40 protein-coding genes are annotated in these 26,624 nt (G+C 40.6%); 35 read left to right on the top strand and 5 right to left on the bottom strand.

Annotated elements, in window-relative coordinates:
• Positions 1 to 285: 285 nt before the first annotated feature.
• From AB685_RS15595 to AB685_RS15525, 15 genes are all read left to right on the top strand, one after another.
• Complete coding sequence (locus tag AB685_RS15595) at positions 286 to 1,008, top strand: D-Ala-D-Ala carboxypeptidase family metallohydrolase (RefSeq protein ID WP_047971521.1); 723 nt, start codon at positions 286 to 288, stop codon at positions 1,006 to 1,008.
• Positions 1,009 to 1,308: 300 nt separating this feature from the next.
• Positions 1,309 to 1,587 (top strand): hypothetical protein, encoded by a 279-nt coding sequence (locus AB685_RS15590; protein ID WP_047971520.1) that lies wholly within the window; start codon positions 1,309 to 1,311, stop codon positions 1,585 to 1,587.
• 147 nt (positions 1,588 to 1,734) lie between these two features.
• Positions 1,735 to 1,989 (top strand): hypothetical protein, encoded by a 255-nt coding sequence (locus AB685_RS15585; protein WP_047971519.1) that lies wholly within the window; start codon positions 1,735 to 1,737, stop codon positions 1,987 to 1,989.
• Positions 1,990 to 1,996: 7 nt separating this feature from the next.
• Positions 1,997 to 2,395 (top strand): hypothetical protein, encoded by a 399-nt coding sequence (locus tag AB685_RS31735; RefSeq protein ID WP_198530521.1) that lies wholly within the window; start codon positions 1,997 to 1,999, stop codon positions 2,393 to 2,395.
• Positions 2,396 to 2,415: 20 nt separating this feature from the next.
• Positions 2,416 to 2,721 carry a hypothetical protein gene (locus tag AB685_RS15575; protein ID WP_047971518.1) on the top strand — a complete coding sequence of 102 codons (306 nt, stop codon included), beginning with the start codon at positions 2,416 to 2,418 and terminating at the stop codon, positions 2,719 to 2,721.
• A 124-nt stretch (positions 2,722 to 2,845) separates the two neighbouring features.
• Positions 2,846 to 4,060, top strand: a complete 1,215-nt coding sequence (locus AB685_RS15570) for an MFS transporter (protein WP_047971517.1) — start codon at positions 2,846 to 2,848, stop codon at positions 4,058 to 4,060.
• A gap of 22 nt (positions 4,061 to 4,082) precedes the next feature.
• A complete protein-coding gene (locus AB685_RS15565) occupies positions 4,083 to 4,664 on the top strand; it encodes a histidine phosphatase family protein (RefSeq protein WP_047971516.1) in 582 nt (193 codons plus the stop codon).
• Between the two features lie 32 nt (positions 4,665 to 4,696).
• The gene (locus tag AB685_RS15560; protein WP_198530520.1) at positions 4,697 to 5,017 is read left to right on the top strand and encodes a cell division protein FtsK; all 321 of its coding nucleotides are present in this window, start codon (positions 4,697 to 4,699) and stop codon (positions 5,015 to 5,017) included.
• A gap of 106 nt (positions 5,018 to 5,123) precedes the next feature.
• Positions 5,124 to 5,678 carry an alpha/beta hydrolase gene (locus AB685_RS15555; protein ID WP_241773312.1) on the top strand — a complete coding sequence of 185 codons (555 nt, stop codon included), beginning with the start codon at positions 5,124 to 5,126 and terminating at the stop codon, positions 5,676 to 5,678.
• Positions 5,679 to 5,872: 194 nt separating this feature from the next.
• Entirely contained in the window at positions 5,873 to 6,388 is a 516-nt protein-coding gene (locus AB685_RS15550) for a GNAT family N-acetyltransferase (protein WP_241773311.1), read from the top strand.
• Complete coding sequence (locus AB685_RS15545) at positions 6,388 to 6,810, top strand: NUDIX hydrolase (protein ID WP_047971514.1); 423 nt, start codon at positions 6,388 to 6,390, stop codon at positions 6,808 to 6,810. The genes AB685_RS15550 and AB685_RS15545 overlap by 1 nt, the downstream gene beginning before the upstream one ends.
• A 74-nt stretch (positions 6,811 to 6,884) precedes the next feature.
• A complete protein-coding gene (locus AB685_RS15540) occupies positions 6,885 to 7,670 on the top strand; it encodes an aminoglycoside phosphotransferase family protein (RefSeq protein WP_047971513.1) in 786 nt (261 codons plus the stop codon).
• Positions 7,671 to 7,687: 17 nt separating this feature from the next.
• Positions 7,688 to 8,437, top strand: coding sequence for an aminoglycoside phosphotransferase family protein (locus tag AB685_RS15535; protein ID WP_047971512.1), 750 nt, complete (start codon positions 7,688 to 7,690; stop codon positions 8,435 to 8,437).
• 37 nt (positions 8,438 to 8,474) lie between these two features.
• Positions 8,475 to 8,921 (top strand): ASCH domain-containing protein, encoded by a 447-nt coding sequence (locus AB685_RS15530; RefSeq protein WP_047971747.1) that lies wholly within the window; start codon positions 8,475 to 8,477, stop codon positions 8,919 to 8,921.
• A gap of 33 nt (positions 8,922 to 8,954) precedes the next feature.
• Positions 8,955 to 9,161: a hypothetical protein gene (locus AB685_RS15525; protein ID WP_047971511.1), complete on the top strand. Its 207-nt coding sequence runs from the start codon at positions 8,955 to 8,957 to the stop codon at positions 9,159 to 9,161.
• 99 nt (positions 9,162 to 9,260) lie between these two features.
• On the opposite strand, the gene AB685_RS15520 is transcribed toward AB685_RS15525, so the two are convergent.
• Together AB685_RS15520 and AB685_RS15515 are read right to left on the bottom strand one after the other, a co-directional pair.
• Entirely contained in the window at positions 9,261 to 9,908 is a 648-nt protein-coding gene (locus AB685_RS15520) for an NlpC/P60 family protein (protein WP_047971510.1), read from the bottom strand.
• 138 nt (positions 9,909 to 10,046) lie between these two features.
• Positions 10,047 to 11,276, bottom strand: a complete 1,230-nt coding sequence (locus AB685_RS15515; protein WP_047971509.1) for an MFS transporter — start codon at positions 11,274 to 11,276, stop codon at positions 10,047 to 10,049.
• A 106-nt stretch (positions 11,277 to 11,382) separates the two neighbouring features.
• Between AB685_RS15515 and AB685_RS15510 the strand changes: the two genes are divergently transcribed.
• From AB685_RS15510 to AB685_RS15465, 10 genes are all read left to right on the top strand, one after another.
• Positions 11,383 to 13,110 carry an ABC transporter substrate-binding protein gene (locus AB685_RS15510; protein WP_047971508.1) on the top strand — a complete coding sequence of 576 codons (1,728 nt, stop codon included), beginning with the start codon at positions 11,383 to 11,385 and terminating at the stop codon, positions 13,108 to 13,110.
• Positions 13,111 to 13,146: 36 nt separating this feature from the next.
• Complete coding sequence (locus AB685_RS15505; protein ID WP_047971507.1) at positions 13,147 to 13,692, top strand: GNAT family protein; 546 nt, start codon at positions 13,147 to 13,149, stop codon at positions 13,690 to 13,692.
• Position 13,693: 1 nt separating this feature from the next.
• Positions 13,694 to 14,182 carry a hypothetical protein gene (locus AB685_RS15500; protein ID WP_128755877.1) on the top strand — a complete coding sequence of 163 codons (489 nt, stop codon included), beginning with the start codon at positions 13,694 to 13,696 and terminating at the stop codon, positions 14,180 to 14,182.
• 298 nt (positions 14,183 to 14,480) lie between these two features.
• Entirely contained in the window at positions 14,481 to 15,128 is a 648-nt protein-coding gene (locus AB685_RS15495) for a 2OG-Fe(II) oxygenase (RefSeq protein WP_047971746.1), read from the top strand.
• A 329-nt stretch (positions 15,129 to 15,457) separates the two neighbouring features.
• On the top strand, positions 15,458 to 15,925 hold the full coding sequence (locus AB685_RS15490; RefSeq protein ID WP_047971505.1) for an NUDIX domain-containing protein: 468 nt from the start codon (positions 15,458 to 15,460) through the stop codon (positions 15,923 to 15,925).
• 20 nt (positions 15,926 to 15,945) lie between these two features.
• Entirely contained in the window at positions 15,946 to 16,227 is a 282-nt protein-coding gene (locus AB685_RS31730) for a hypothetical protein (RefSeq protein WP_053073835.1), read from the top strand.
• Positions 16,228 to 16,398: 171 nt separating this feature from the next.
• A complete protein-coding gene (locus tag AB685_RS15480) occupies positions 16,399 to 16,665 on the top strand; it encodes a hypothetical protein (protein ID WP_241773310.1) in 267 nt (88 codons plus the stop codon).
• 172 nt (positions 16,666 to 16,837) lie between these two features.
• Entirely contained in the window at positions 16,838 to 17,326 is a 489-nt protein-coding gene (locus AB685_RS15475; protein WP_047971503.1) for a hypothetical protein, read from the top strand.
• A gap of 18 nt (positions 17,327 to 17,344) precedes the next feature.
• Entirely contained in the window at positions 17,345 to 18,025 is a 681-nt protein-coding gene (locus AB685_RS15470) for an SGNH/GDSL hydrolase family protein (RefSeq protein ID WP_047971502.1), read from the top strand.
• Between the two features lie 87 nt (positions 18,026 to 18,112).
• A complete protein-coding gene (locus tag AB685_RS15465) occupies positions 18,113 to 18,709 on the top strand; it encodes a YdhK family protein (RefSeq protein ID WP_047971501.1) in 597 nt (198 codons plus the stop codon).
• A gap of 108 nt (positions 18,710 to 18,817) precedes the next feature.
• Here AB685_RS15465 and AB685_RS15460 read toward each other — a convergent pair whose 3' ends face one another.
• The 3 genes from AB685_RS15460 to AB685_RS15450 form a co-directional block, all read right to left on the bottom strand.
• Positions 18,818 to 19,504 (bottom strand): response regulator transcription factor, encoded by a 687-nt coding sequence (locus tag AB685_RS15460; RefSeq protein WP_047971500.1) that lies wholly within the window; start codon positions 19,502 to 19,504, stop codon positions 18,818 to 18,820.
• Positions 19,482 to 20,864: a HAMP domain-containing sensor histidine kinase gene (locus tag AB685_RS15455; protein ID WP_241773309.1), complete on the bottom strand. Its 1,383-nt coding sequence runs from the start codon at positions 20,862 to 20,864 to the stop codon at positions 19,482 to 19,484. Before AB685_RS15455 ends, AB685_RS15460 begins: the two co-directional genes overlap by 23 nt.
• Before the next feature lie 118 nt (positions 20,865 to 20,982).
• Positions 20,983 to 21,318 carry a four-helix bundle copper-binding protein gene (locus AB685_RS15450; protein WP_082153658.1) on the bottom strand — a complete coding sequence of 112 codons (336 nt, stop codon included), beginning with the start codon at positions 21,316 to 21,318 and terminating at the stop codon, positions 20,983 to 20,985.
• 185 nt (positions 21,319 to 21,503) lie between these two features.
• Here AB685_RS15450 and AB685_RS15445 point away from each other — a divergent pair, with 185 nt between their 5' ends.
• The 10 genes from AB685_RS15445 to AB685_RS30410 all read left to right on the top strand — a co-directional run bounded on the left by AB685_RS15445 (position 21,504) and on the right by AB685_RS30410 (position 26,606).
• Positions 21,504 to 21,980 (top strand): GyrI-like domain-containing protein, encoded by a 477-nt coding sequence (locus AB685_RS15445; protein WP_053073834.1) that lies wholly within the window; start codon positions 21,504 to 21,506, stop codon positions 21,978 to 21,980.
• Between the two features lie 13 nt (positions 21,981 to 21,993).
• A complete protein-coding gene (locus tag AB685_RS15440; protein WP_047971498.1) occupies positions 21,994 to 22,413 on the top strand; it encodes a VOC family protein in 420 nt (139 codons plus the stop codon).
• 18 nt (positions 22,414 to 22,431) lie between these two features.
• A complete protein-coding gene (locus tag AB685_RS15435) occupies positions 22,432 to 22,800 on the top strand; it encodes a VOC family protein (protein WP_082153657.1) in 369 nt (122 codons plus the stop codon).
• A gap of 72 nt (positions 22,801 to 22,872) precedes the next feature.
• Positions 22,873 to 23,454 carry a DUF4256 domain-containing protein gene (locus AB685_RS15430; protein ID WP_047971497.1) on the top strand — a complete coding sequence of 194 codons (582 nt, stop codon included), beginning with the start codon at positions 22,873 to 22,875 and terminating at the stop codon, positions 23,452 to 23,454.
• Positions 23,455 to 23,796: 342 nt separating this feature from the next.
• Entirely contained in the window at positions 23,797 to 24,267 is a 471-nt protein-coding gene (locus AB685_RS15425) for a hypothetical protein (protein ID WP_047971496.1), read from the top strand.
• 4 nt (positions 24,268 to 24,271) lie between these two features.
• Positions 24,272 to 24,643, top strand: coding sequence for a hypothetical protein (locus AB685_RS15420; RefSeq protein ID WP_128755876.1), 372 nt, complete (start codon positions 24,272 to 24,274; stop codon positions 24,641 to 24,643).
• An 18-nt stretch (positions 24,644 to 24,661) separates the two neighbouring features.
• The gene (locus tag AB685_RS15415) at positions 24,662 to 25,294 is read left to right on the top strand and encodes a rhomboid family intramembrane serine protease (RefSeq protein ID WP_047971494.1); all 633 of its coding nucleotides are present in this window, start codon (positions 24,662 to 24,664) and stop codon (positions 25,292 to 25,294) included.
• A 113-nt stretch (positions 25,295 to 25,407) separates the two neighbouring features.
• Entirely contained in the window at positions 25,408 to 25,740 is a 333-nt protein-coding gene (locus AB685_RS15410; RefSeq protein WP_053073833.1) for a hypothetical protein, read from the top strand.
• A gap of 26 nt (positions 25,741 to 25,766) precedes the next feature.
• A complete protein-coding gene (locus tag AB685_RS15405) occupies positions 25,767 to 26,216 on the top strand; it encodes a hypothetical protein (protein ID WP_047971493.1) in 450 nt (149 codons plus the stop codon).
• Between the two features lie 150 nt (positions 26,217 to 26,366).
• A complete protein-coding gene (locus tag AB685_RS30410) occupies positions 26,367 to 26,606 on the top strand; it encodes a DUF4083 domain-containing protein (protein ID WP_082153656.1) in 240 nt (79 codons plus the stop codon).
• The last annotated feature ends 18 nt before the right edge of the window (positions 26,607 to 26,624 follow it).

Below are 26,624 nucleotides of genomic sequence, written 5' to 3'. Positions count from 1 at the left end.
GTTTCGATAGATTCTGTGTCGATTGTTCCCGCCTTATGCACATAATTTGTATTTTAATTCCATTCTTATAGGAATATTCTGATTTATATAGATTGAAATGATTTATTATAAAAAAGAACTCCCCTTTTTCGGTGTTGGGTGGAGTTTTACATGCTTTTTTAAAGGGAGGGATCATTTTATACTTCAATTCTATTAATCTCTTATTCTAGCAATCAATCGTTGTCGGGGCTGCATTCTTATTTGAAAAAAAATTCAAAAAATCATTGTGGTTGGGAGAGATGGAAAATGGTAAAAGCGTATCAGAAGATGTTGGTTTTCAGTTTCACGTTGATGCTTGGGATGGTATTGTCTTTGGTGGCTGCAGAAGAGGCTTCAGCCTATAACTGGACAAGAACGCTGAGTGAGGGCTCCAGTGGTTCGGATGTAAGGGAGTTGCAGATCCGTGTAGCCGGTTGGGCTGCTGATTCACCGCAACAGACAGTTGTAAGTGTGGATGGGCAGTTTGGACCGGGAACGAAAGCTGCAGTAATTCGATTTCAGCGTGCGTATGGATTATCAGCTGATGGGGTAGTCGGACCACAGACACAAGCAAAATTAAATGATTTGGAATCATCGAATGGAACAAAACACTTCAGTTACAGTGAATTCCATTCTAAAGACGGAAGCGGGTTCAACGGTGGGAACGTTTCGGCTGCGACCGTACAGGAAAACGTGCGTCGAATGATGTACAAGCTTGAAGCGGTCCGCGTAAAATTAGGGAATCGTCCTATGAATGTCAATTCCGGGTTTAGAAGCATCTCTCACAATCGCAATGTTGGTGGGGCGTCCAACAGCCAGCATACATACGGCATCGCTGTGGATATCAGCGTTTCCGGTGTAAGCAATACCACCGTTAAAAACGCTGCAAAAAGCTCCGGTTTCAGTGGGATTTATAGCGAAGGCAGCTTCACACATATGGATAGTCGGGTAGAGTACCCATATGGAACGCAGGCTTGGTGGTGGCAATAAGGACTGGTAGAAGTTAATGGAACAAGGGTGCTTATCTTGAATTGATAAGTGCCCTTTTTGTATTCCGTTGCTTTATTGGTTTGTTTATGGAGAACTCTCCATATAATAATTACGTCAAATTCAATGAATGGAAGAAGGAAAATACATCCACTATATGGAAGTATATAGTGGTGGTATGTAAGGGATTTGTAAGGAATCTAACAAATGTTTAAATGAATTAAAAGTAGCAATAAGTTTAAATATATTAGTGTTAATAGGAAAGACTCGTATGTTCTAAAAGTTGAGAAAGGGGATGAATACATGCCGTTTGCAGTTATCATTTTAGTAACGTCACTGATATTGGGTGTTGCACTTAGCCGGAAGTATCAAGAGAAAAAACTAATCATATGGGGACTTGTCACGATGCTATCGGTTGCTCCGTTCTTCACATGGATTGTAGCCATCCTTGTTGGAATAAGTGCAGGAGATGGATTCGCTGCAGTGGGGGTTATGTGGCTGATGTTTCCTGTATTGTTTCTTGTTGGAATCGGGATGTTGAGTGCTGGGATTTATAAGAAGGTGACAGGAGAAAACCTTTAGAAGGAGTGGCTGCGGATTAGCGGTAACAATTTTATTTGCAATTTGGAGAAAAAGCCGTGTGATTTGAGTCAAAAGTGCCTCTTATGAAAAGAGCCATTAATATACATTTCGGACAGTACCATAACCTATCTCAGAAAGGGTGCAATGATGAGCAATATCGACAAAAGAAATCGCCTAGATGAAACACCTTTCAGCTACCGAGTCTCTAAAGACAACACCGTTTTCCTGGATTATGAAGGTCGACAGGTGAAGATTCTGAAAGGAAAAGAAGCCAATAGATTCCTAGAGCGGATGGAAGTAGCTGAGGATGAAAAAGCCATGCAATTGGTGATGGCAAAGATAACAGGAAATTTTAAAAGAGGTAATGAGCGCAATGTAAACTCCAATAAAAATAATAAGTAGGTGCAACATGCAAATTGAAAAAATGAAATCAATGATACGTTTGTTTATTTTCATTTTCCTGGCAGTCCTGACTGTTTTGTTAATAACAGAGGGATTCCAACTCTGGACCCTTGGTACCGCTGTGGATGGAAAAGGTATTGGTGTGTATTTTCTAGGAATGGAGATTAACGACAGAGTACCAGTAGCGAAAATACCTTCCTATGCATTTGGTTTCTTTTTTGCAGGGCTGTGCACTTTGCTACTAGCCATAATTCCTTTTGCAAAATTACTATTTAACTCAGCTTCTAAAACGGCTTTACGAATTAGGCTACTACAATCGAGCCATGAATCTCGGTATTATCGGACGTTATTGGGATTATCAACTAGATGGTTTATACGGAGTGAGGTTAAAGCTGCCGTTGGATGAATAACGAAAAGGGGGACCAAATGAAAAATAGTCTAACTATCATTAGTAAGGTTTCAGTTGGTATTGGTTTTATCTTATTAGCTCTTTTTATTTTTGAGTTCGTCGGTGAATTCTCCTCCAAAATGGAAGGTGTTTATTATAGTCTGGGCATTCCGTGGCGGTATCCGATATTTACGGCCATATTGGCATTTGGAGTAGGGATGTTCCTTGATCGTGGCACCAGGAAATATGCGATGGCCGGATTTATGGGGCTTGCTGTGTTGTTCCTCAGTTTAATCACCATTTATTTAATCATATTTTTTAATTTTGCCAGTGTAGGTGGTTAATTGATAAAGTACCGGTAAATTTTTCAGAATAATATGATATAGTAATAATTGTAAATAACAAGTAATGGCATCGGGGTATCTCCGGTGCTCTTCTTTTGAGTGATTTTTGGATAAGGGTGGTAGTATGAGTTCTTGGAAATATCCCTTTCTACTGATAGCCGGAATTGGCATATCTTATTTGGGAAGTTGGATTTATTTAATAGCATTGAACATTTCTATTTTGAATATGACGGGCTCTGCAGCGGCGGTTGCAGGATTATACATCATCAGGCCGATTGCGATTCTTCTAACGAATACGTGGGCTGGAAGTGTCATTGACAGGGTGAATAAAAGGAAGCTGATGATCTGGGTGGATGTTGCGCGCGGGGGATTGGTCTTTCTCATTCCATTCATTGATTCTCTATGGGTTATCTACCTTTTGTTGTTAGTTATTAATATGGTCGGGGCTTTTTTTGGACCAAGTTCTTCTGTATACATAACGAAACTTATTCCGGTTGCAGAACGTAAAAGATTTAACTCTCTCATGAGTATGTCGAGCTCTGGTGCGTTTCTTTTGGGACCGGCCATTGCCGGATTTCTCATCATGTATGTGAGTACAGACATATGTATCATGATCAACGCAGTGACGTTTTTAGCATGTGCATTCTTCATTTTCCTTTTGCCGGACGTGGATGAGAAGACGGAAAGTGTGCGGGAACCCATCCGTTTTGCAACGCTATTGGGGGATTGGAAAGTAGTCAAAGATTTCTCCAAGAAAGCCAGATTCTTCATCACTGTCTACCTCTTGTTCCAATCCGCCATGCTGCTTGGTTTTGCACTGGATTCACAAGAGGTTACCTTCATCAAACAAGTCTTGGAGTTGTCTGATCGAGATTACGGGCTAATCGTAAGTTTAACGGGACTTGGTGCTTTGGCGGGGGCTTTTGTATCAGCTTTGGTGGCAAAAAAAGTGCCTCTGAAGATTTACTTAGGAGTCGGGATGCTTCTGACCTCCGTCGGATATGTAGCCTTTTATGCATCTTACGACTTTTTTACTGCAACGGCTTCATTTGTATTCCTCGGCTTTTTCATGGCATTTGCCAATGCAGGGTATGCGACATTTTTTCAAAATTCTGTTCCAGTCAATATCATGGGAAGATTCGCTAGTATCTCAGAGATGTTCCAAGGGATGGTGCAAATCGCTCTCACTCTTATACTAGGGTTAGCAGCTGAAATGTTCTCCTTGCAGTTTGTTTGCCTGATATTTTCCGGTGTATCTACCATTCTTGCATTGTTTTTATTAATTACCATTATAAGACCGTCGAAAGCGAGTTATTTTAGGGAAGAGGTTTCAGTTTAACTATTTTTCAGGGGGGGATACGTTGACTAATCTATATTTCGTAAGGCATGCCCATTCCATCTACACACCTGATGAATTGGGCCGGCCATTATCAGAAAAAGGAAGCAGGGACGCAAAGAGAATACTAGATTTGATCCAACCGGACACCATAGATATTGTGGTTTCCAGTCCTTATAAAAGAGCTGTCCAAACTGTCGAAGGGGTGGCGGATCACTTTAGTAAAGAAATTGAGATATTCGAGGGGTTAAAGGAGCGAACACTGACCACTGAACCTGCAGAAGACTTTAATCATGCGATTACAAAGGTATGGGAGGATTTTAGCTTCTCTTGGGAAGGCGGAGAGTCAAACATCGAAGCTCAAAACAGAGGGGTAGAAGTCATCATCCATCTGTTAGAAAAATACACAGGAAAAAATGTCGTCATCGGCTCTCATGGTAACCTCATGGTCCTCATAATGAATTATTTTGATAAACAATATGATTTTTCGTTCTGGGAGAGTCTTGATATGCCGGATATTTTCAAGGTGACTTTTGACGGTCATGAGTTGGTTGGTGTTAGTAGGGTTTGGGAAAGGTGTGAGATTGAGGATAAGAGTAAGGCATGAAATACTTCCAGAAAATAAGTAGTGTCTTCTACATGGATTGGTTAAAGGACAAATTGTTCTCTAGTTACTATATAGATATGACCGAAGAGGAGAACGAGTACGTAAATCGAATCAAGGGGCAGAATCCTTTCGGTATCATGGCTATGCTGTTTGGAGGCGTTGCTTTTGCCTTTGGTCCGATGTTCAAATGGATTCCGTTGTTCACCATCGTTTTCTGTTTGATCACTTTTGGAACATTTGATAGAGAAACAGAAGACAATCCATGGACCTTTTTTATTGGTTTTGGATTGAGTGTAATTGGTTTATCCATGTATTTTTATAATCTGCTGCATGAGGATTATCTATTTTACTGAGTGGGGAAAGTTATTGGTTTTTTGGGTGAAAGGAAACGTGTCATTAAATTAGGAGTGTGGGGATATATGTTATTACATACGGAGGTTTTTGGAGCTGGAGAACCAATTGTTTTTTTACGAGGATAGTGCTCATGATTTAAAAGAAACGCTCGACCATTTAGTGGTGGAATCTGCTCATATAGTCGGCTGTTCCATTGGTGCTTTGGTTGGGCTGTTTTTTGCTAGGCAGTTTCCGGCTAAAGTTAAAACCCTGACCCTCTCTGGGATGATGCCAGAGAAACCTGCTAATTGGTCGGAATTTCAAAGGAATATGGTTCAACAGCAATCAACTCTTTTGGAGAATAAAGAGATCAAATCCTATTTTGATCAGCTTCATGGCATGGGATGGGAGGAGTTTATTAATTTGGCGCGTCAAGAGGACTCCTATCCGTTTGAAGAAACAGCCAATTTAGGTAGGCTAGAAATGCCAACTTTGTTCATGGTAGGAGAGGAAAACGCTAATGAAACGAGTGGGGCCATAATTTACGGTGGGTTAAGTAAGCAAATACACGTATCAGTCATACCGTTTGCAGGACATCTTGTTCATTCCGAGCAACCGGAGGTCTATAATCAGATTTTGAACGGGTTTTTGGAGAAATATAGTGTGATTGGTGTAAATTAGCTAATAGAATAGGATATTTGAGAAAAATAATACCTGATTCTGGTGAGGAAATAGGAGAAGTTTTAGTGTCAGAGTGATATATCAGGAAATCTGGGAATATATCAGGAAATTTGGGAATATATCAGGAAAACTCAGCATATATCAAGAAATTCTGAGATATATCAAGAAATCTAGCATGAGGGTGTGGGAAGGCAGTGAAATATCTCGGATATCCCCTGATTAAACTAAGAGCACTTCGAATTCAAGACTTTCATTTGGTCAAGAATTGGAGCATGGATGAAGCTTTTTGTCTTGCGAATGGCTGGGAAATTGGGAGAAGTGAGGGTGAGCTGTTTTCTTGGTGGATTAATTGTGTAAATAACCAGTCCCCGGACTTCTTAAGAATAGGCATCCAATATAGATCAAGATTAATCGGTTATGCAGACCTTGCGAACATGTATGGCAATACCGCCGAGCTTGGCATAGCAATAGGTGAAAGCGGTCTATGGGGGAAAGGCGTGGGGACGGAATCTTTGAAGTTGCTGATGGGCTATGCTGCTAAAGAGCTTGACATTCAAGTGTTTGAAGCAGAGACCCACGAAGTAAACGTCCGCTCCAGAAAGATGCTGGAGAAACTAGGATTTACAGAGAGTAGTAGGATCGGCACGGAAGTTTACATGGGAGAAGAAAGTCAGCTGATCCAATTTAGGTACAACAAGGGGAATAAATAATGATACAAACAGAAAGAGTGACACCGAAACACATCATTTCAGCAGCAACAATCGTCTTGAACGACAAGAATAAAGTTCTTTTAATTAAGGGGCCACGCCGCGGCTGGGAGATGCCTGGTGGGCAAGTGGAAGAGGGAGAATCATTGAAGGATGCTGCCATCAGGGAAACGAAGGAGGAGTCCGGAATCGATATTGAAATCGTGAAATTCTGTGGCGTCTTCCAAAATGTAAATGGCTCGATATGTAACACACTGTTCTTGGCAAAAGCGATTGGTGGGACACCGACCACGTCACCGGAGAGTCTGGAAGTTGGGTTTTTCTCTGTAGAGGAAGCGTTGGAGATGGTGGTTTTCGGGAATTTCAGGGAGAGAATTGAATATTGTTTAAAGGATGAAATGCAGCCATTTTATATTGAGTTTTAACAAACATGTACTTATTGGAGCGGTTACAATTGGTGTGATCGCTCTTCTTTCATAAAATTTTGAGGTGATTCCCTTTGCAACCAATTCAACTTCACGAAATCCCAATCGAAATAATAGAACATATTAGAAACATTCAATCTATCACGTTTCCTCGTCAAGGCTGTACTTCTGATGTCGGAATCATCGAGAGCGACAAAGGCCGATATGCTCTAAAAAGGACCAAACAGCCTCAATTCAATTCATGGCTAAAGAAGGAAGTAATAGTGCTGAAAAGTTTAACCAAGGAAACATCATTGCCTGTCCCGAAAATAGAAAAATTCTTGGAGGATGGTGGTCAGTCATGGGCTTTACTTGAGTTTCTGGAAGGGGAGACGGTAAGGGCTGCCTTAACCAGAACTCACAATAAGGAGAAGAGAGAAGAACTGCTTTTTAACTTTGGAAAAATCGTTTCTGAGATTCATGCCTGCCCATGTCCGAAAGGGTTGAAAAATGAGCAACCTTGGTTGGATGACATGCTTTTTCAAGCAGAATACAATCTGGAAAACTATCAGGTTGATGGATCGCAAGAATTGCTGACATATATCAAAGCAAAACGACCGCTAGAGATAAACCCCACCCTTATCCATGGGGATCTTACGGTAGATAATGTGTTAGTACATAAAGGAGTCATTACGGGAATAATCGATTGGAGCGGTGGGGCATGCGGAGATCCAAGATACGATGTTTCATTGGCTATTAGACCCAAACGAGGCGTGTTTGAATGGGAACGGGATAAACGGATCTTCTTTGAAGGGTATAGTGGGGACATACTAAACGAAGGGGATTATAAGTATTTTATCAATCTTTATGAGTATTTTTAAAAGGGAGGGAGAGTACGATGAATCTAGGAGAACCGATAGCATCGGGAAACACAGCCAATATCTTTTTATATGAAAACAAGGTCATCAAGATATTTAAGAACCATCTGCCGGATTCCGAGTCAACTTATGAAGCTGGTAAGCAAAAGTTTGCTTATGCGAGTGGCCTACGAGTTCCCAAAATATTGGATGTCACGAAAGTGAATGGAAAACAGGCAATTATCATGGAATATGTAAAGGGGCAAACCCTTGGTGATTTGGTTTCGGAGGATATGGATCGCTTAGAGTATTATCTCGAAATCTCCGTTGATATACAGATGGCAATACATAAAGTACGTGCGGATTCATTTGAATCGATGTCTGTTAAGCTCCAACGCCAGATTAATTCTGTCCCATGTTTGGATGAACAGGTTAAGTCTTCATTATTACAGAGATTGGGGTCGATGGATTTTGATGATATGTTATGTCACGGGGACTTCCACCTTTATAATTTGATTAAATCGGATGAAGAGGTGACCATCATTGATTGGGTTGATGCCAGTGCAGGTGTGCCTCGAGCGGATGTGTGTCGGACATATCTTCTATATTCACAGGTTTCCATGGACATAGCGGATTTGTATTTAATTCTTTATTGTAAGAAAAGTGGAGTGGCCAGGGAAGAGATTTTAGAATGGGCACCAATGATTGCGGCAGCGAGGTTGTCTGAGAATGTCGCAACGGAAAGTCAGGATAAATTGATGGAAATCATCAATCAACACCAAAATAGCTGATAAAATGGAGAGAAAATATAGATAGAGGTGCATTATGATGAATCAAGCATCATTAGATTACTGGAATAATTATTGGGGAAATCAAGAAAAGCCGAAAAGAGTGACCGCTTGGCAGTTCGGAGGGAGTCCAGATTATCTGGCTCAATTAGTGATAGATGGAATAAAGACAGCCACCTGTTCTGGTCATATCTTTTATGAAGTAGAAAACGAACCACTTCCAACAACAGAGGATTATAGCGTTGTGCTAAACAGTAAAGACGAACCTGTCGCCATTATAAAAACGGTGGATATCCAGATAATGCCGATGAACGAAGTCCCTGAAGAGTTTGCGATTGCAGAAGGAGAAGGAGACCGTACTTACAGGTATTGGTGGGACGCCCATGAGAGGTTCTTTACAAAGGAACTCGGGGAGATCGGCAGTGAATTTTCAGAGGATATGTTGCTGGTTTGTGAGCGGTTTGAGTTGGTGGATGTAAGAGACTAGAGAAGTGATAAAAATAATATTGGTGGTGATTGTATGGATGTCAAATACTATTGCGATGGTGAACTAATCTATGAAACTCACACATCTGACCTCAGCGGGCTGATGATGGCCATTGAAAAATCAAACAGCATTCATTTCGAGGACGATGCTTATTCGTTTGACGCTTTTTTTCTGAATCATTATGAACAAGATGGGATCTGGTATGAGGAACTGGTTGTGTATTTGGTGAAATCGAATTAACGCAGGAGCAGACTAGTTCTCTACCCAACTGGTTACCATACGGACTAATCTAAAAAACACACGAGCTAGTAACCTCGTGTGTTTGAATCGTTCTTATTATTAGTAACGTTTCGCACCAATATATTTGTCATCCCAGTAGGAGCTCCCGACCTCACTTATTTTTACACCATCAGTTGATGATGCGTGGATGAACTCCCCATTACCGATATAAAGACCTGCATGGCTCGGTCCGTTTCCTTCCACATCAAAGAATACAATGTCGCCAACTGCTGGTGACTCTACTTTTGTTCCTTCTGCATATATTTCTTTAACCGTTCGAGGAAGGTCTTTGTTTTCTGCTTCATCAAAGATATAGTTTAAGTAACCGCTGCAGTCAAATCCTTCTTCAGGAGTCTCCCCACCCCACTGGTAAGGTGTGCCCTCATATTTCTTCGCCACTTCGACGATATTTGAATGGTTGCTTTCTACACCTAATGCTTCAAATGTTTCCTCTCCAGCAATTCCATTAACCTTTATTCCATTATCAGCCTGAAACTTCTTAACCGCATCTGTTGTGTATTCTCCATAATATGTAGTTGTTTCGCTATAACTGAAATATCCTTTTTCGTCTAATATTTGTTGTAGTTCTTGTACATCTTCATGATACATCCCAGGCTCGAGCGTCTGATCTCCAAGCTCCGCATGACCTATCACCGGATTGAACGCCAAAACACCTGCTAATGCTAATCCTGCTACTATTCGTTTCAAACCATCATCCCCTTTTCTTTTGAATCTGACCTGTCCCATACTAACAGGTGGAGATGACAGCGAGATTTAAAAGGAATTACATAGGGATAACAATTACTGGTGTGGAATTTGCTTGATTGTAATATTTACTACTATAAATTACGCGGATTCCACATCTTCCTCCTCTGCCGTCATGTTTATTTTAGACAACCTGTAAAACTTCAAAGTTACCAACAACGAACACACTCCTAGCACAAAAAAGATGACACGAATATCCATAATTTCCGCTAACATACCTGTCAAAAACCCCGCCAAAGGCAATGTCCCTAGCCCAAGCATGGAAATCAATCCATTCACTCTCCCGAAAATATGTACTGGAACAAGCTTTTGGCGCATCGTCTTGAAAAGGACATTGAACATGATGACAGGTGCACTTTGAATAGCGATGGCAAGTAATAATGTCTGCCAGTTCCAGCTGAGGGCGACTATCATGATTCCAACTGCGCTGATCATAATGTTAACCAGCATCAAACGAATTGGATTGCCTTTATCTCCCCGATAATTTACAAACATAATGGCCCCAACCTGAGCAACGGCCGCACCTGCATATACCCAGCCGACCTCCTCAGAAGAAAGGAACAATTTCTCCCGTGAAAAGTAGATAAGCATGCTGATCAGTGCCCCGTTTGCGACATTAACGATCAGCACAAGTAATGTGAAGGGACCGAGTAATGGATGGTTCTTTAAAAAGCTGGCTCCTTCTTTCAGTTGTCCCCATGAATTTGATTTTATTTTAGTACGAGTTTCCTTCACTAAAAATTTTAAGAACAGAATGGTCACAGCGATCGGTAAGAAAGAAACCGCATCCAATAGCAACACGTTATAAACACCGATGTGCGTAATCAAGATCCCAGCGAGAACACTTCCAAACAGGACAAAGGAAGTGTCAATGAATTGGTGGGTCGCATTGATTTTCATCAACTTTTCCTTTTTGAAAAGCTGTGGAACTACCGTTGAATTCACAACAGAGAAAACAGCCCCAACACAAGCAATCAGGAAACCAAGCACGTAAATATGCCATATATGCAACAGACCCAGCATGTGCAAGAAAGGGATGAGTCCCGCAAGTGTGCCCTGCAACAACGCACTACCAAAAAGCAACATTCTTCTTGGTAGGCTGTCTGCCAGTACCCCGGCAATAGGTGAGACAAAAATAAATGGCAGTGTCTGTACAAAAAACATTACTCCCATGCTTGCAGCAGACTGAGTCAATTCGTAAATGAGCCAAGGAATCGCGATAATATAGAATTTATCGCCAAGCTTTGATAGTGCGGTTCCTGAAAAATAAATAATGGCGTTCGGCTCCCGCCAGATAGATTCCTTCAACATTTTCATCTACCCCTTTTTCTGAATTATCTCTATTATCAACTTTCTAAAAAGAGGGAAAAAGGGTAAAATTAGACTAATAATGTCCCCTTTTAAGGAGGTGCAGTAATTGAATGAACGCTATTTTACATTGAGGGCCCACCTCAATCATTATCAAAGAAATCATCGATACGATGTTAAGTTGGAGGACTTGGATGGTATCTGGTTTTGTACCAGAAAAAATTCCAAGCGGATACTAAAAAAGCTGGAGGAAGCAGGGCAGCTCATGTATCAGCCTGGCAGGGGCAGAGGAAATGCTTCTCAAATTCAGTACCACACTTCATTCCAAAAAGAGATGGAAGCCCACTTGGAAGAGTGTGTAAAAGCTGGTGAATTAGATAAAATCGCCGAGATTCTTCGACTTCCGATCCCGAAGCAGTGGGTGGCGAATTCTTCCTCAGAGATACGCCAACTCCTTGGATTGAAACGTGACGGTACGGAGTCTAGGGATGTTTTACATACCTTCAGGGCAAGGGACATCACCACATTGGATCCTTTACGCGTTTCGGTCTCTTTAGAAACCCATCTTATTGAATATTTGGGAGATACGCTTGTACGCTATAACAGTGAAAAAGACTGCTTCGAATCCCATATCGCTCATCATTTCCATGCGAATGACACCAACAGAATCTGGACATTTTATTTACGAAAAGCGGTAACATTCCATCACGGTGGGTTTGTGACGAGCAGGGATGTCGCCCACACGATCAACCGGATGAAAAACAGCCAGCACTCCTACTCCTGGCTTGCAAGAAACATTTCGGAGATTGTCTGCTCCCATCCACATAAGGTGGAAATTCACCTGGCCCAACCCAATGCATTCTTCTTACGGTATCTTTCCGCTCCCCATTTTTGCATTCTACCAGAGGATACTGAGTTTGATGAATTTCAATGGATTGGTACCGGGCCATTTCGATTAAAGGAAAGAAAGGCACACAAGTTAGTGTTGATGGCGAATGATGCCTACTTCAAAGAACGGCCGCTCATAGATGAAATCCACTTTTACAGAGTGAACAAGGATGCTGCCAAAACCGTCTATCTTTCTAGTGAAGAAAAAGTGGGCGAGGTGGTACCTAGTAAGAATAGGATCAAGGATGCCGGCATACGGTTGCTTTCCTTTAACCTGGTACGGCCGACCATTGTTCAGCAACATTCGTTTCGCAAAGCTATCTACCATCTTTTTGATGTGAAGAAGATGGCTAAGGAGCTGGAGTGGGAGGTATTAGAGGCGAAAAGCTTTGAAATGGAGAAGGCCGGGCCTCATCGAAAGGATCCTAGCAAAATCCCTGACCTGTTAAAAGAATCTGGATATAAGGGAGAGACACTGAATCTGTTCCATTTTGAAAACTATCATGCCGTTATGGAAGCCGAATGGTTGGAAAAAGAGGCAGTGAATTATGGCATTTCGTTCAAGCTCCACCCTGTTTCATTTCAGGAATTTACAGAAGATGGAATTGAGCGTGACGTCGATCTGTTGATAATGGGATTATCACTGTCCTTTGATAAGCATCTGGCTTTCTCCTACGCTTTCCGCAACAAGGCGCTACTTTTCAATCGGTTGTTTGATAGAAAGATAGATAATTATATTCAAGAGCGGCTAACCGCCTTCGAGCTGGCAGAAAAGAGAGCTAGACGGGCCGAACTGATGGAAGAAATGGAGCAGTATCTACAAAAGGAACATGCCCTAATTTTTCTTTATCATCCAATTGTGACGAGAGCGTTAGACCCCATTATCCAGGACGCGGAATCCCATTCTTTTGGCCACTTGGATTATACGAAGCTTTGGGTCCGGAGTTGAACGGAATCATTGTAGAATATTACCTAGAGAGAGAGGATGTTTGTATTGTTAAAGTCCGATAGACTTCAATTACGCAAGATGGAAAGAGAGGATATCGAGTTGTACCATTCTTGGAGAAATGACATGGACATCATGGCTACAACAAGCCCATCCATGGATGTATATACTCTTGAAGAGACTAGGAGCTTTGTAGAAAATATCATCCTACAATCCTCTTCTTCCAAAAGTTATATCATCGTTGAAAAGGAAGGGAACACTTCAATAGGGGTAACATCGCTGATTAACATAGATACAAAAAACAGAAATGCTGAATGCATTATTGATATAGGGGAGAAGAAACACTGGGGAAAGGGCTACGGTTCGGAAGCCTTAAAGCTTTTACTCGACTATGCTTTCCTGGAGCTTAACCTTCACCGCGTATCATTGAGAGTGTTCTCTTTCAATGAAAAAGCCATTCACCTCTATACCAAACTTGGCTTTGAAAAAGAGGGTATAAGTCGTGAGGGCTTATATAGAAATGGCAGATGGCATGACATCGTACATATGGGGATTTTGAAGAGGGAATATGTTTTTGGGAATTGAAATGAGAAATTTACTAATTCTATTAACTCTGTCCGTTAGTCTAACATTGAGCGGATGTACCTCATCCAAAGCGAGCGTTGCTGAAGGGCTGGAACTAGTCAGTGCCGATGGGGCAATTACAGCTAACCCTTCCATCACTTCATACGATACTTCTGAGGGGGAAGAGGCAATCTTGCCTGAATATTACTTGGAATACTCCTTTTTAATAAGTAGTGAGCATTCAATAGGAAGTGAGCATGAAATGTTGAGTATAGAATTTATTCCAAGCGACGAACTTGCTTTTCTTTTGGGTGAAGATACGTTTAAAGTGAATTATAGCTCTTCTGGAATTGCTTCGTTGGGAGAAGATGAAGAAGGGGAATTTATTTTAGTGTTTGGACTTGAAAAAGAGTTCCATGAAAATAACACTGAAGGCATTCTTAATATCTTGGGAGGAACCTTGGTGTTGAAGGAAGGCCATCAAGAGATTAAGAGATTTACAATTGATTAGGTTCATACACAGGTGAAAGAAGAGTAAGTACTATGAAGTCTTAGGAAAAGCAGACAGAGACTACTATGCTCTTGTTGGTAACTTAAACTTTGATGACGAATATGAGAGGCAGCTAATAAAAAATGATAGTATTAAGCCTCTCCACAGTGTAAAATTATCTCAAATCCAAGTATTTAATCTAAAGTAACAGGGCTAACGGAAACATAATAGGAAACAGTTGATGCTTTTGTGGTATAAATTCTCGTGAAAATTTTCAGAATATTAATAACACTATAAAAGAGGTTGATGTTAGTTGACGATGGATACGAATAATATAACTGTTAAGGAACAGACCATTTTCCCTCATGCTGGTAATAAAATTATTACAGAAGATAGAGAGATAAGTATTATTGCAAGAATGGAAGAGCCACTAATCGTTGTGCTGGCCAATGTTCTAAGCGATAAAGAGTGTGATGAACTGATCCAGTTGTCAAAAGATAAAATGAAGCGCTCCAAGGTTGCCAATGGACAAGAAGTGGATGCTATCAGAACAAGCAGCAGCACGTTCTTCCAGGAAGGCGAAAATGAGCTTGTGTCTAAAATTGAAAAGAGAGTTTCACAGATTATGAATGTGTCGGTGGAGCACGGGGAAGGTCTGCAGATCCTAAATTATCAGGTTGGGCAGGAATACAAGGCACACTTTGATTTCTTCAAGTCTTCCAGTAAGCAGGTAAGTAATCCTCGGATTAGCACGCTTGTCATGTACTTGAATGATGTGGAAGAAGGCGGAGAAACCTATTTTCCTAAGCTGAAATTTTCTGTTTCTCCACAAAAGGGAATGGCCGTTTATTTCGAGTATTTCTATGATAATCAGGAATTGAACGAGTTGACACTACACGGTGGTTCACCGGTTGTGGTTGGGGATAAATGGGCCGCGACGCAGTGGATGAGAAGGAAGAAATACTAAAAAAGGACGCTAATCTCTTGGGAGATTGGCGTTATTTGCATTGAATGAATTGAGTGCAACTCGGCAGGTATTAGGAGGAATGCGAACCAAATTGTAAGTCGAAATTTGGTTGCTAGAAAATTTATTTTCGGTTACACGAGTTTTATTTTCCGAAACTTACAAAATATTTTCCGTTGCGAAAAAATACGAGCCGAATCCCCTGATTTATTTTCCATAAGAGAAAAATACGAGCCGTTCGACAAGAACTCTAAGATTCCGACAAGTCCCCTCTTGAAACTTATCCGCAAACAAAACGTCATATCTTATAAATAGAAAAGGACTGATACTCAATGGATTACATAGCACACCTAAGATCAATGGTAGGCAACGAAAAAGTAATTATGGTGGTTGCTGGAGCATTTGTTTTTGACACAGAAGGAAGGCTGCTTTTGCAACAACGTTCAGATAATGAACAGTGGGGGCTCCCAGGTGGTTTCATGGAGCTTGGTGAAAACATAAGTGATGCCGCGCGAAGAGAAGTTTATGAGGAAACGGGTATCCATTTAGAACAGCTTGAGCTTTTTGGAATCTATTCAGGGCCAGAGTACGATAAGACATTCCCAAACGGCGATCAAGCCTCATTGGTGCAAGTACTCTTTACCTGTAAGCAATATTATGGAGAACTTATAAACAGTAATGATGAGTCGCTTCGAAATGAATTTTTCCATCTTCATAGTCTACCAGAAAATATCTTTACCGAGCATAAACTATTCATTGATGACCTTCTGACAAAACAGAACCTCCCTATCATTAAATGAAGAAGAGGAGATGAAACGGGATGCCTATTTCAGAGTACTATCGTAAGCTACGTGAAAAGGTGGGAACTGATCTCCTGCTTATGCTAAGCGGTGCTGCAATTATCAGAAACGATAAGTCGGAAATACAGTGCCAATATCCGGCGAACAGTGAGTTTTTGAGTTTGCCAGCTGGTGCAAAGATGCTTTCTTTCATGCTAAAAAAGAACCTGGGGCAGTTGATATGTCAGATCCCCACTATGAATTGTGGTTGGGTGGGGATTCATACTACCTCTGGATTCACGATTCCTCAGGAACAATTATGAACAGAAAGGATACCCATGTCATATATTCTCTTTCCGAGGAAGCGGCACAAGGTGTATATAAATTATTGGATAGTATTTATGGGGGGGGATAACAATGATTAATAAATTCTACATAGCATCAAGCTTCACCAATATAGACAAGGTAAGAAAAGTAACGAGCGCGCCGTTACTTTGGAAGACCTAAAAGAAATCGGTGAGAAGGAACTTTCTGCCGTACTGGAGGCGGATTTTCTGATTGTCTTGTTGCCCGCAGGAAAAGGCAGTCATATCGAATTTGGGATTGCCCTTGGTCAAGGTATGAACATATATTTATTTTCCGAAAATGATGATGTAAATAACTTTGAAACTACCAGCACTTTCTATCATCTGGACAACGTGGAAAAGATTGTTGGAACAATCGATAAGCTTGTGGAAAGAGTGAATCTAGAAAAGGAGTGACCATATCATTGGAGCCTTCCACTACGAACGAGTATTTGGCAGGAAGAAAGAAGACTAAGACTTAACTATATTTTCCATAATTTAGACACATGTCCCAGCTGACCTACTACCTCAAATTTATTAAAATACGGATATAAAGATATATCCTAACATACGAAATGAGGAGATGGGGTTGAAGACTAACCTGAATTCTAAAAAGTTCTTATTCTATTTTTTCAGTGGATACCTATTCTTAATTTTGGCGCTCATCTTTTTTTCTTCTTCCGCAGACCTTACCGGTGGGGATAGCACCGCAGACCTCGTCCAATCATTTGAGGAAGAGATGGCGCATACGGAGAAAAAGAACAAAGAGAAAGCGGAAAAAAAGCCATTGTGGGATGTGCCGAATCATATTGCTGCCCCAATCCTGATCATGGCTTCCATACTGGATATTGTAATTATCCTTCTTTGGGCGCGTAACGAGAACAGAAAGCGTGAGGCGCAGGAAGCTGGAATTATACAAGAGAAGAGGAGATGGACAGACAGCAAGTGGTTCTGGAACATTGTGGCCATCGGGATTGTGCAACCGAAAAGTGGTAGAATAGTAGTCAACTGTCGAAATCTAGTGGCAGCATTTGTTTTGCTGACCGTATTAAAATTCGCTATTTTAGACCATCTGTAACAATGGGAGGATTCCACTATGAAAATCGCATGCATCGGTGATAGTTTAACAGAAGGCAAACCAGGAGTTTCCTTCTTCAACATCCTAAAAAAGAAATATCCACACATAAAATTTGTGAACCTTGGCAAGGCTGGGGAAACGGTAAAAAGTTTATATACGAGATTAACAAAAAACAAAATGGAGCAGGATTTCGACCTGGCCTTCCTCTGGATTGGAGTCAACGATATCTATTCAAGACTGTTAAAAGTCCAAGCACAGCCGATTACCAGAAACTCTGAAGAATTCAAAGAGTATTATGAGAGTTTGCTTCAATTGGTATCTTCATCTGCCAAAAAAGTGGTGGTCGTCACACCTGCATTGATCGGGGAGAACATCAACTCATCCAACAGGGGATTGCTGAATCTTTCCATGATTATTGAAGAGATTTCAAAAGAACATAAGGCAGTCCGGTTTATCGATATGCATACTATTTTTACGAAGCAGTTGGAAACACTTCGTACTACAGATTACCTCAGCACTGGGGTCGGAAGGCTGGTGAAGGATGTATTTTTCTATAAGAGTCCGAAACGTGTGGACCGGCTGGCAGCGGAAAGAGGTCTGCATCTGACCGTAGATGGCGTCCACTTGAACAGCAAGGGTGCGAATATTGTGTTGGAGGAATATAGTAAGATGATAGAAGGTTTCATAGCTAACAACTAGCAACATAAAGCTGAAGTCCTTTCTTCATATTTTCTGCAAACTTTTTGGGTACACTATGAGTATAGAACTCAAGAGGAGGTTATTTGCATGAAAAAAGGAAAGCTACTAGGAGTCTTTACAATGGCAGCGGCCATCACGTTATCTGGTTGTGCAGCCGGTGACGGGGATGAGGCGGCGCCAAATAATAATCAGGCCAATAATGCAGAAGAAGAATCCCACGATGGAGGCCATGGCGATCATTCAGGAATGGATATGTCCGGTTCAGGTGAGGTTCCTGAAGGCTTGAAAGAAAAGGAAAATCCGACATTTGAAGTGGGAAGCACCGCTACTATCACAGATGCCCATATGCCTGGCATGGAAGGTGCGGAAGCTACTATTGTGGGAGCATATGAGACAACAGTCTATACTATTTCCTATGACCCGACAGATGGAGGAGAACGAGTGGAAGATCATAAGTGGATTATCCATGAGGAAGTGAAAGATGCCCAAGAAGAACCATATGAAGTCGGTGATGAAGTAGAAGTGGATGCCGATCATATGGAGGGTATGCAAGGTGCTACGGCAACTATCGACTCTGCTGAACAAACCACGGTTTATATGGTGGACTTCACCCTGACAGACAGTGGAGAAGAAGTGACAAACCACAAATGGGTAACAGAAAGCGAGCTATCAAAAGAAGAATAGGAAGTAAAAAAAGCTTGTAAAAGGGTCTACTTATCGACCTTTTTCAAGCTTTTTTCTTTGCATTTCGCACCACCCAATTTCTTCCTTGGATTCTATGCTTCACTTTCCTTAATACTGATTATTCCACCTATACCCTACTCCCCAGATGGTCTCGAGGTGTTTATCTACTTCAAATTCAGACTTCCGCAACTTACTTCGAAGATTTCTTATATGCGAGTCAATGGTTCGGTTTTCTGTCTCCGCATCGAACTCCCATAAGGATACAATCAGATGCTCCCTGGAAAACACTTTATCCTGGTATAATAGAAAAGTTTCGAGTAGCGCGAATTCTTTTGGTGTAACGGGAATCTTCTCTCCGTTATATTGTACATGGAAAGAGGAAGCGTCAAGAACCAGCCCCTTGAAGCGCAAAGAATAAGTAGAGGTATCTACTACTTTTGTCCGCCTCATCACTGCTTCGATTCTTGCGATAAGTTCGTCTCCATTAAAAGGTTTTGAAACATAGTCATCAGCTCCCCCTTTAAGGCCCCTTACAATATCATCCTTATCGTTTCTAGCAGTAAGCATGATGACAGGGACATTGGAAATTTTTTTAATTTCTTTTAAGGTTTCCCAGCCATTCATTGTTGGCATCATGATATCGAGTAAAACAATGTCTACCTCTTCCTTTTCTAGAAAAGCTATTGCGTCTCTACCTGACTGAAATTGGATGCACTCAAATTGATGAGGAGTCAGGTATAGAGTTAATAGATCAAGCATTCTTTTTTCATCATCAATTAGTAGAATTCGTGTCATCTTCGCTCTCCTTCCATACAATGGTGACGGCCGTTCCAACATGTAGTTTACTTCGTATAGTCAGTTTAGCGCCGTGGGCTTCCACTAATTCATTCACGATACTCAATCCCAATCCGACACCACCTGTTAGACGAGATCGCGATTTCTCTAAGCGGTAAAAACGATCAAGAATATAGGGGATCTCTTCTTCTGGGATACCTTTTCCCCCGTCTTGGATGGTAAGAAAGCACTCTTTTCCGTTTTTATTTAGTTGAATGGTTGTGGTGGAGCCTGCTGAAGAATATTTAAGCGCATTGTCTAGCAAGTTCAAAACAATTTGTTCGAAGCGTCTAGAATCTATTTGTACTTCAAAGTTTTCAATGAGTTCAAATATCAAGTCGATTCCTGCATTATTAAAGGCAGGCCGTGCTTTTTCGTAAATCGGCAGGATTAATTTTTCCATGTCCATCACTTGTTTTTGAATGGAAAAAGAATTCTGGTCCATCTTTGCCAGTTCAAATAAATCTTCGAGCATATTTGAGACGCGGGTCGATTCCTCATGGATAATAGTGAGATATTCCAATCTGGCTGATTCCTCTAGATTCGATTTTCTTCCGAGGTCAGCATACCCCTTAATATAGGTTAACGGTGTCCGCAATTCATGAGAGATGCTCGCGAGAAATTCCTTTCTCTCCTTCTGCAAATGATTCAAGTGATTTGCTAAGGATTGAATGGATTCAGCTAATTCTCCAAGCTCGTCCTTCGTTTTTACAGGTAATTTCACCGTAAAGTCCCCACTGCTGATCTTTTGGGTAGCATTTTTCATTCTAATTAATGGCTTTGTCAGTAATTTTATGAGGAAAATATTTGTTACCAGCAAAAAGAACATGATAATAACTACCGCAATGGCAAAGTGATGATTCAATTGCTGTATGACCTTCTGTAGAGAGTCGGTACTTTTCAGCATATAAACATAACCTGTTGAATCATCTTCTAAACGAAAAGGGGATACAGTTGCAATAAATGTTTCTTGTTTCCAATCGTCTTGGACCACGCCATCTCCTGTAGGTGAAGTCTTTTGGATTATGTAATACGGCAGATTGCTTTTTTGCACAGATGAATCAATTACTGAGCCATTTTCAGCTATTATTACGACTTCCGTATCTGTATTAGTCTCCATCAACACAATATGTTGGAGTGTTTCAGGGATAAAGGAGGTCTCCAATACATCCCGATGACTGTTTCCCCTCGCCAACAAAGAATCCAATTCCTCTTTTACTAACGAATCGACGACATGTCGGTGCAACACTAGCATGGATACGGATTCAATAATGAGCAGACATATAAAAAACCATAAGCCGAGTTTAGTAGAGAATTTCATCACAGTTCTCCTGTATCTTAGAATGTATGTATTATCAGTTTACCAAGAAACTATAGAGAAAGTATGCAGATATAATTAAAAAACGCGCCAACTATATGACGCGTCTAGATAATCTATATTAGTTGCTGATCATTTCACGACAGGCTGCCGCGCAACGTCTGCATGCTTCCGAACATTTTTGACAATGATCATGAGTATGCTTCCTGCATTCCTCTGCACATGCATCGCATATTTCCGCACACAGGTTACAAATCTGCTCCATAAAAGGACTGTTGGATTGGATTGCACTTGCTGCAAGTGCACAAATATCCGAGCACTCCCTATCCAGTCGGATGCAGGCAGCCATCATATTTACGTCCTCTTCGTTCAAACAAGCATCAAAGCAAGTATTACACGCCTCCATACAAGCCAGGCATTCCTCTAAACATTTTTGGTGTTGCTCATTACTCAACATAGATAATAGCTCCTTTCGTAAAAGTAGTATCTTTATATGTTTACCCAATGCAAACATATAGAAACAGGAGAAGACCAACTCCTTAAATTCTGCACAGTATTGTAATATCTTTTTAAAAATGATTGTATATTACTGAATATTTTGAAATAATTGACAGTAGATGTTGGATGTAGGAGGGAAACATATTGAAATTGAAAAAGATAACTGAACCAAGAGTCAAAACGTTAGACGAAATCAAATTGGTTGGGTACAGAGTTTTATGTGCAGGGGAAAAGTATGCAGTTGAAATTCCACAAGCATCTAAACGGTTAGAAACGTGCTTTCACGAAATTAAAAACGTGAAAAACAGTGAGGTTCAGTATGGTGCATTTATTGTCGAAGCCAAAACCGAACAGGAAGATGGGTATTGGGTGATGGTCGAAGTAGAGGAGTTTGAAGATACCCCAGCAGAGATGGTTACTCTCGGCATTCCTTCTCAAAAGTATGCTGCCGCAAAATACAAAGGACCGAACAAAGGTATTTTTGATGCGTATGAGGAATTACATAATTGGGCTGCCGAGCAAGGGTATGGAAGGCTAACTGAAAAATGGCATGTAGAGATATTTGAGGCCTGGGATGATCCAGATAATCTGGTAGTGGAATTATTGGATACGATTGAATAAAGGGGGATTCATTGTGGGAGAAAAGTTATGGAGAGTGGGGACGACATATATTCCTATAACGGATGTAGAAAAGTCTGCTGATTGGTATGTAAGTAAGTTGGGGGCTGTATTGAACTATCAAGATCAAGACAAAGCAATCCTGAACCTTGCAGAGCAGAGCCTTTTTCTTGTAAAAGCGGCTGTTGAACAGACAGCTAATTTTATAGACGCGTCTGGTCAAGTGCGTTATTCTTTAACGTTTGAAGTGGATGGTCTAACGGCATTAGAGAGTCTCCACCATGATTTCAGTGAGAAAGGCATCAAAGTAGGAGAGGTAGAGAACCGGGGACATGCTGGGAGAAACTTCGTATTTGAAGACCTGGATGGCAATAAGTTTGACGTATGGAGTGAGCTTAGTCCGGCATTTAAGGAGAAGTATTTTACTAAGCTTTGACAATAGGGGGAAACTGAAATGATCAAGAGTCCAATTAAAAATAGAATTCAAACCGTTTTCATCCCAGTCCGAGATATAGAAAAGGCGAAAAAATGGTACTCAGAGATATTAGGGATCCAAGATGGCGAAGTTCAATTTGGTCATCTGTTTGTAGCTGAAATGGAAGGTGCAGACCTGATCCTCGATACGATGCCGAAATGGCGGGATGAAGAGGGGGAATTAGCAACCCTTAATGTGCCGGTTATTCAATTTGGTACCGATGATATACAAGCTTCTTATGAATTCATGAGAGAAAAGGGAGTGGAACTTGTAACCGAAGTGGAACATGGCCATTTCTTTGTTTTCAAAGATCCGGACGGTAATATGCTGATGGTTTCTCAGTGCTGATTTACTATACGAGTACAGTTGAAAGAAGTATAAAATATAAAGCCCCCATTAGAAAAATAAGGAGGAATTAACATGGCAAAAACAAATGAAATCAGCGATAAAAAGGAATTATCATTAGAACAACGGGAAGAATTACTTCAAGTTTTGGAAGCCCGTTTTGAGAAAAACATGAACCGCCATGAAGGTATGGATTGGAACAAAGTCCAAACAAAACTGGAAGCTAATCCTGAAAAGCTGTGGTCGCTCTATGAAATGGAACGAACAGAAGGGGAACCGGATGTTATTGGATATGATACTGAAAAGAACGAATATGTCTTCTGCGATTGTGCCGCGGAAAGTCCTAAAGGTCGCAGAAGCTTTTGTTACGACCGTGAAGCACTGGAGTCAAGAAAGAAACATAAACCTGAAAGCAGTGTTATCGATATGGCAACTGCAATGGGCATCAATCTTTTGACGGAAGAACAGTATCGGGAATTACAGAAACTAGGAAATTTTGATTTGAAAACGTCGAGTTGGGTGCAAACCCCAGCTGATATTAGAGAGCGTGGCGGAGCACTTTTTTGCGATTGTCGTTATGGTCACGTCTTCGTCTACCACAACGGAGCTGACTCCTATTATGCTGCAAGGGGCTTCAGGGGCTTGGTAAGAGTCTAAACACTGTGCACTGCCGAATTCAACTTGGATGCTGATGTTGGGCGGAAAATAAAAACAGGCGGTTGCGATACATTAATTACTCTAAATGGGAAGGCGCAGGAGATATAAATCTTCTGCGTTTTCTTTTGCAATAAGGATTGTCCTTTTGTAGATAATTTGAAATAATTGGTATATAATCCATGGATGCTCGCATGGGTCATAGCAAAATATGATTTAGCACTAGTGAATATTTGGAAACTATTTTCATTTTGAAACGTATGATAGGTAATTGTTCTAGTTCTAGAATTGACTTTTAGGTGTTTCCTATAGATTTAAGAATCGAATGAATATGGGGGAGAAATATTGCTAAAAAAAATCGGCTTTGTTTTTTCTATAATTTTTCTGATAGGACTGATAAGTGTCGGTGCACGGCACTTCTATATTAAAAGCATTTTTTTAGAGCCATATAAAGTAGTAGAAGAATTGGTTCAAGCTGCAGATCAAGATAAAAGCGAGAATGCGCACATCATCAGTGAGAAGAAATGGGAAGAGATATCAGAAGATTCGATATTCAGTGCGGTAAGAAAACCGGTTGATTGGAATGGGTTCAAGCGTTTTATCCAAGGATGTAAGGGACCAAGGTATTCTTTGGAAATGGAGAACGGGAAAGCTGCAACGCATGTCATGAAGCAACACTATGAAGATACATCTAAAAGCATCGCAGTCCTTTGTATGGAGTTTGATGTATATAATGGGCAGCAAGTAGGGTTAACGCATATGACTTTCTATATGGAAAAGATTCAGGGGGACTGGAAGGTGATTGGGAGATGGTGAAAAAATGAAATTGAAATCAATTTTGAGAAATGTCATTATTTTAGCCGCTGTGACCTTGCTTTTTGTACTATTGTTTTACCAGCAGAAAGTAATTGACGGTGACTATACTAAACTGACAATCAAGATGCCGCACGAGGGTATGGCGGTAATTCAGGAGAAAGAACGAATCAATGAGATTAATGAAATCATCAATGAAAGTCCACGAAGCTTCGGGACTGATAAGCCGTATTATAATTATGAATTGGCAAGCCTTATTTTTGAGGATGAAAATGGACAAAGTGAAGCGGTTCATTATATGCCAGAAAACGAAAATATCAAAATAAGGTTCGGGGAGATTGATACAGATTTGTCTTTTGAGCAGGAAGATTATCAGTAGTCTTAGGGAGAGGTAATAATGATTCTTAGAAAAGAAGGGTTTAGAGATTATCTTACAAAATATCCTTTAACGGTACTCATTATTGTATTGAATATAGTAGTAATGGTGTACGTGTTAGTTTCCTTGGAAGCTTGGAGCAATCATCGTGTGGTCTATGATGTTGGCGGGATGAGTATTTATCACTTGGGTGAAGGTGAACTTTGGCGGCTAGGTACCTATGCTTTTTTTCATGATGGAATCTATCACTTTCTGTTCAATATGTTTGCCATTGCTATCTTCTCTCCACCAGTGGAAGTGATATTAGGAAAAGGAAGATTTCTGATTCTCTTCATTTTTAGCATTCTATTTACTCCTTTCCCTATTTTATTAGCAACCACCGATTCAGGTGTAGGTGCTTCCGGCTTTATATTTGCCTTGTTGGGTTTCTATTTATACATAATTTTTTTCAGGAAAATATTTATTGTCGATTTGGATAAGAAGCTCATTGTGCAATTTACCATTTACTGTTGGTTGTTTACTTTCATTTTTTCTATTGTAACTTGGCAGGTAGTTTCTATTATGGGACACCTAGGTGGATGGATAGTTGGCATGATATGTGGATACCTACTAAGCAATAATTATGAAATTAAGATAGATAAGAAGGCGATGTAAGCTTCATTAAACCAGTTCGTAAAATGGACTAATCCAAAATTCATGGTCACAATTTTAAAAAATATTTCTTGCAGGAAGATTATCATTAAATTCTTCAAGAGGAGGATAACGGGATGAGAGTATTTGTGGTGGCCCTTTGTTGCCTGTTTCTATTCATCATAGGAAATTATTTTCATGAAGAGCCTAAACTCCAGGTTGAGATGATTGCCTTTAATGAATTAACAGCAGAGGAGCGAAGCAGAATTCTGGTTAGCCCAAAGGATTCTTCTGTTCAAGAGATGACAGTGGATGAAGAGCTTGCTTCGCAGCTAAATACTGTAAGAGTAGGAGCGAGTTTGTATAAAGTGATATTTAATCACACTCAAACCGATTCAAAGGGTAACTTGTTCGTGTATGTAGATATGGAAAGGGAAGAAGTTGTTGGGAAGGGAAATGTAGGAGAATAAAAAAGAAATTGAAGGATAACGACTGAATGAGATTATATTTGTTTGGTGTATTGTTGTTCTTGACGGGGTGTGAAAGTACAGCTGAAGAGGTCAAACTAGCAACAGCTGCCGAGGTGGAAAAAGAAGTCCAGGAGAAAGTGGTACTGGAGAACGGAAGTGTGGAAACATATAGCATCAACGGACAAACGTTTGAGATTATTCCTTATCATCAATCTTATCTGGATTTCATGGAAGTACTAGAAGCGACAAAAGGTGATCGGGAAGAACTGTTCTTAACGCATGTCGTCAAACCATTCAGTAAAGAAATCCATGGACATGAATATTACGGAATTGATGATGTGTTTTATGTTCCCCCGGTCAATACGGCTAAGTTGAGAGAGATGATTATTCAGCTGGATGATCAGTATCAGGAGATTAGCAGATTTATAAAAGAGGGGCTGAAAGACTCGACAGGAGTGGACCGAGATGAGGGCTGATAAGATTTTGGAGTTAAGTGGGTTTAAAGCGGAAGATTAAGCAGAAATAGAGTGCTGTTCTCAAGGCCAAAAGCAGTTGGTCAAGTGGGCAAAAGGTAATAGAGAGAGTCTCAAGGCCAAAAGCACTGCGAATTTAATTGGAATATATTAATGGGTGATATGATTTTTCAGTTTATTGTTTTTGGACTTTTAATAGTGGGAAGTATTTCTTTCACTCTATTTATAAGAAGGTTGTTGGTTAATGCGTCTTATAAAAACGAACGATTATATAATATTGAGAAGAAGTTGGATGCCATCATGAGAAAATGGAGAATGATAATCTTTCAAAATAATGATGGATCCCCTGCCAGTGTCAAACCGAATAATACCGCGCCAATTATAGTGAAATGAGCTTATTAAACATGGGGG

It is taken from the genome of Bacillus sp. LL01 (assembly GCF_001037965.1).
The sequence above is the reverse complement of the archived record's forward strand: the minus strand, read 5'-3'. Positions and strand labels throughout refer to the sequence as shown.

What these genes read in the sequence shown, in the direction of transcription:
- AB685_RS15455 (WP_241773309.1), bottom strand. Translation starts at nt 20,864, where the DNA reads ATGAAATTCTCTACTAAACTCGGCTTATGGTTTTTTATATGTCTGCTC.
- AB685_RS15560 (WP_198530520.1), top strand. Translation starts at nt 4,697, where the DNA reads ATGGATTGGTTAAAGGACAAATTGTTCTCTAGTTACTATATAGATATG.
- AB685_RS15595 (WP_047971521.1), top strand. Translation starts at nt 286, where the DNA reads ATGGTAAAAGCGTATCAGAAGATGTTGGTTTTCAGTTTCACGTTGATG.
- AB685_RS15465 (WP_047971501.1), top strand. Translation starts at nt 18,113, where the DNA reads ATGAAAAAAGGAAAGCTACTAGGAGTCTTTACAATGGCAGCGGCCATC.
- AB685_RS15500 (WP_128755877.1), top strand. Translation starts at nt 13,694, where the DNA reads ATGAGAAATTTACTAATTCTATTAACTCTGTCCGTTAGTCTAACATTG.
- AB685_RS15405 (WP_047971493.1), top strand. Translation starts at nt 25,767, where the DNA reads ATGAGATTATATTTGTTTGGTGTATTGTTGTTCTTGACGGGGTGTGAA.
- AB685_RS15410 (WP_053073833.1), top strand. Translation starts at nt 25,408, where the DNA reads ATGAGAGTATTTGTGGTGGCCCTTTGTTGCCTGTTTCTATTCATCATA.
- AB685_RS31730 (WP_053073835.1), top strand. Translation starts at nt 15,946, where the DNA reads ATGCCTATTTCAGAGTACTATCGTAAGCTACGTGAAAAGGTGGGAACT.
- AB685_RS15515 (WP_047971509.1), bottom strand. Translation starts at nt 11,276, where the DNA reads ATGTTGAAGGAATCTATCTGGCGGGAGCCGAACGCCATTATTTATTTT.
- AB685_RS15450 (WP_082153658.1), bottom strand. Translation starts at nt 21,318, where the DNA reads ATGTTGAGTAATGAGCAACACCAAAAATGTTTAGAGGAATGCCTGGCT.
- AB685_RS15460 (WP_047971500.1), bottom strand. Translation starts at nt 19,504, where the DNA reads ATGACACGAATTCTACTAATTGATGATGAAAAAAGAATGCTTGATCTA.
- AB685_RS15420 (WP_128755876.1), top strand. Translation starts at nt 24,272, where the DNA reads ATGAAATTGAAATCAATTTTGAGAAATGTCATTATTTTAGCCGCTGTG.
- AB685_RS15530 (WP_047971747.1), top strand. Translation starts at nt 8,475, where the DNA reads ATGAATCAAGCATCATTAGATTACTGGAATAATTATTGGGGAAATCAA.
- AB685_RS15415 (WP_047971494.1), top strand. Translation starts at nt 24,662, where the DNA reads ATGATTCTTAGAAAAGAAGGGTTTAGAGATTATCTTACAAAATATCCT.
- AB685_RS15430 (WP_047971497.1), top strand. Translation starts at nt 22,873, where the DNA reads ATGGCAAAAACAAATGAAATCAGCGATAAAAAGGAATTATCATTAGAA.
- AB685_RS15545 (WP_047971514.1), top strand. Translation starts at nt 6,388, where the DNA reads ATGATACAAACAGAAAGAGTGACACCGAAACACATCATTTCAGCAGCA.
- AB685_RS30410 (WP_082153656.1), top strand. Translation starts at nt 26,367, where the DNA reads ATGGGTGATATGATTTTTCAGTTTATTGTTTTTGGACTTTTAATAGTG.
- AB685_RS15590 (WP_047971520.1), top strand. Translation starts at nt 1,309, where the DNA reads ATGCCGTTTGCAGTTATCATTTTAGTAACGTCACTGATATTGGGTGTT.
- AB685_RS15490 (WP_047971505.1), top strand. Translation starts at nt 15,458, where the DNA reads ATGGATTACATAGCACACCTAAGATCAATGGTAGGCAACGAAAAAGTA.
- AB685_RS31735 (WP_198530521.1), top strand. Translation starts at nt 1,997, where the DNA reads ATGCAAATTGAAAAAATGAAATCAATGATACGTTTGTTTATTTTCATT.
- AB685_RS15570 (WP_047971517.1), top strand. Translation starts at nt 2,846, where the DNA reads ATGAGTTCTTGGAAATATCCCTTTCTACTGATAGCCGGAATTGGCATA.
- AB685_RS15495 (WP_047971746.1), top strand. Translation starts at nt 14,481, where the DNA reads ATGGATACGAATAATATAACTGTTAAGGAACAGACCATTTTCCCTCAT.
- AB685_RS15470 (WP_047971502.1), top strand. Translation starts at nt 17,345, where the DNA reads ATGAAAATCGCATGCATCGGTGATAGTTTAACAGAAGGCAAACCAGGA.
- AB685_RS15505 (WP_047971507.1), top strand. Translation starts at nt 13,147, where the DNA reads ATGTTTGTATTGTTAAAGTCCGATAGACTTCAATTACGCAAGATGGAA.
- AB685_RS15575 (WP_047971518.1), top strand. Translation starts at nt 2,416, where the DNA reads ATGAAAAATAGTCTAACTATCATTAGTAAGGTTTCAGTTGGTATTGGT.
- AB685_RS15435 (WP_082153657.1), top strand. Translation starts at nt 22,432, where the DNA reads ATGATCAAGAGTCCAATTAAAAATAGAATTCAAACCGTTTTCATCCCA.
- AB685_RS15585 (WP_047971519.1), top strand. Translation starts at nt 1,735, where the DNA reads ATGAGCAATATCGACAAAAGAAATCGCCTAGATGAAACACCTTTCAGC.
- AB685_RS15535 (WP_047971512.1), top strand. Translation starts at nt 7,688, where the DNA reads ATGAATCTAGGAGAACCGATAGCATCGGGAAACACAGCCAATATCTTT.
- AB685_RS15525 (WP_047971511.1), top strand. Translation starts at nt 8,955, where the DNA reads ATGGATGTCAAATACTATTGCGATGGTGAACTAATCTATGAAACTCAC.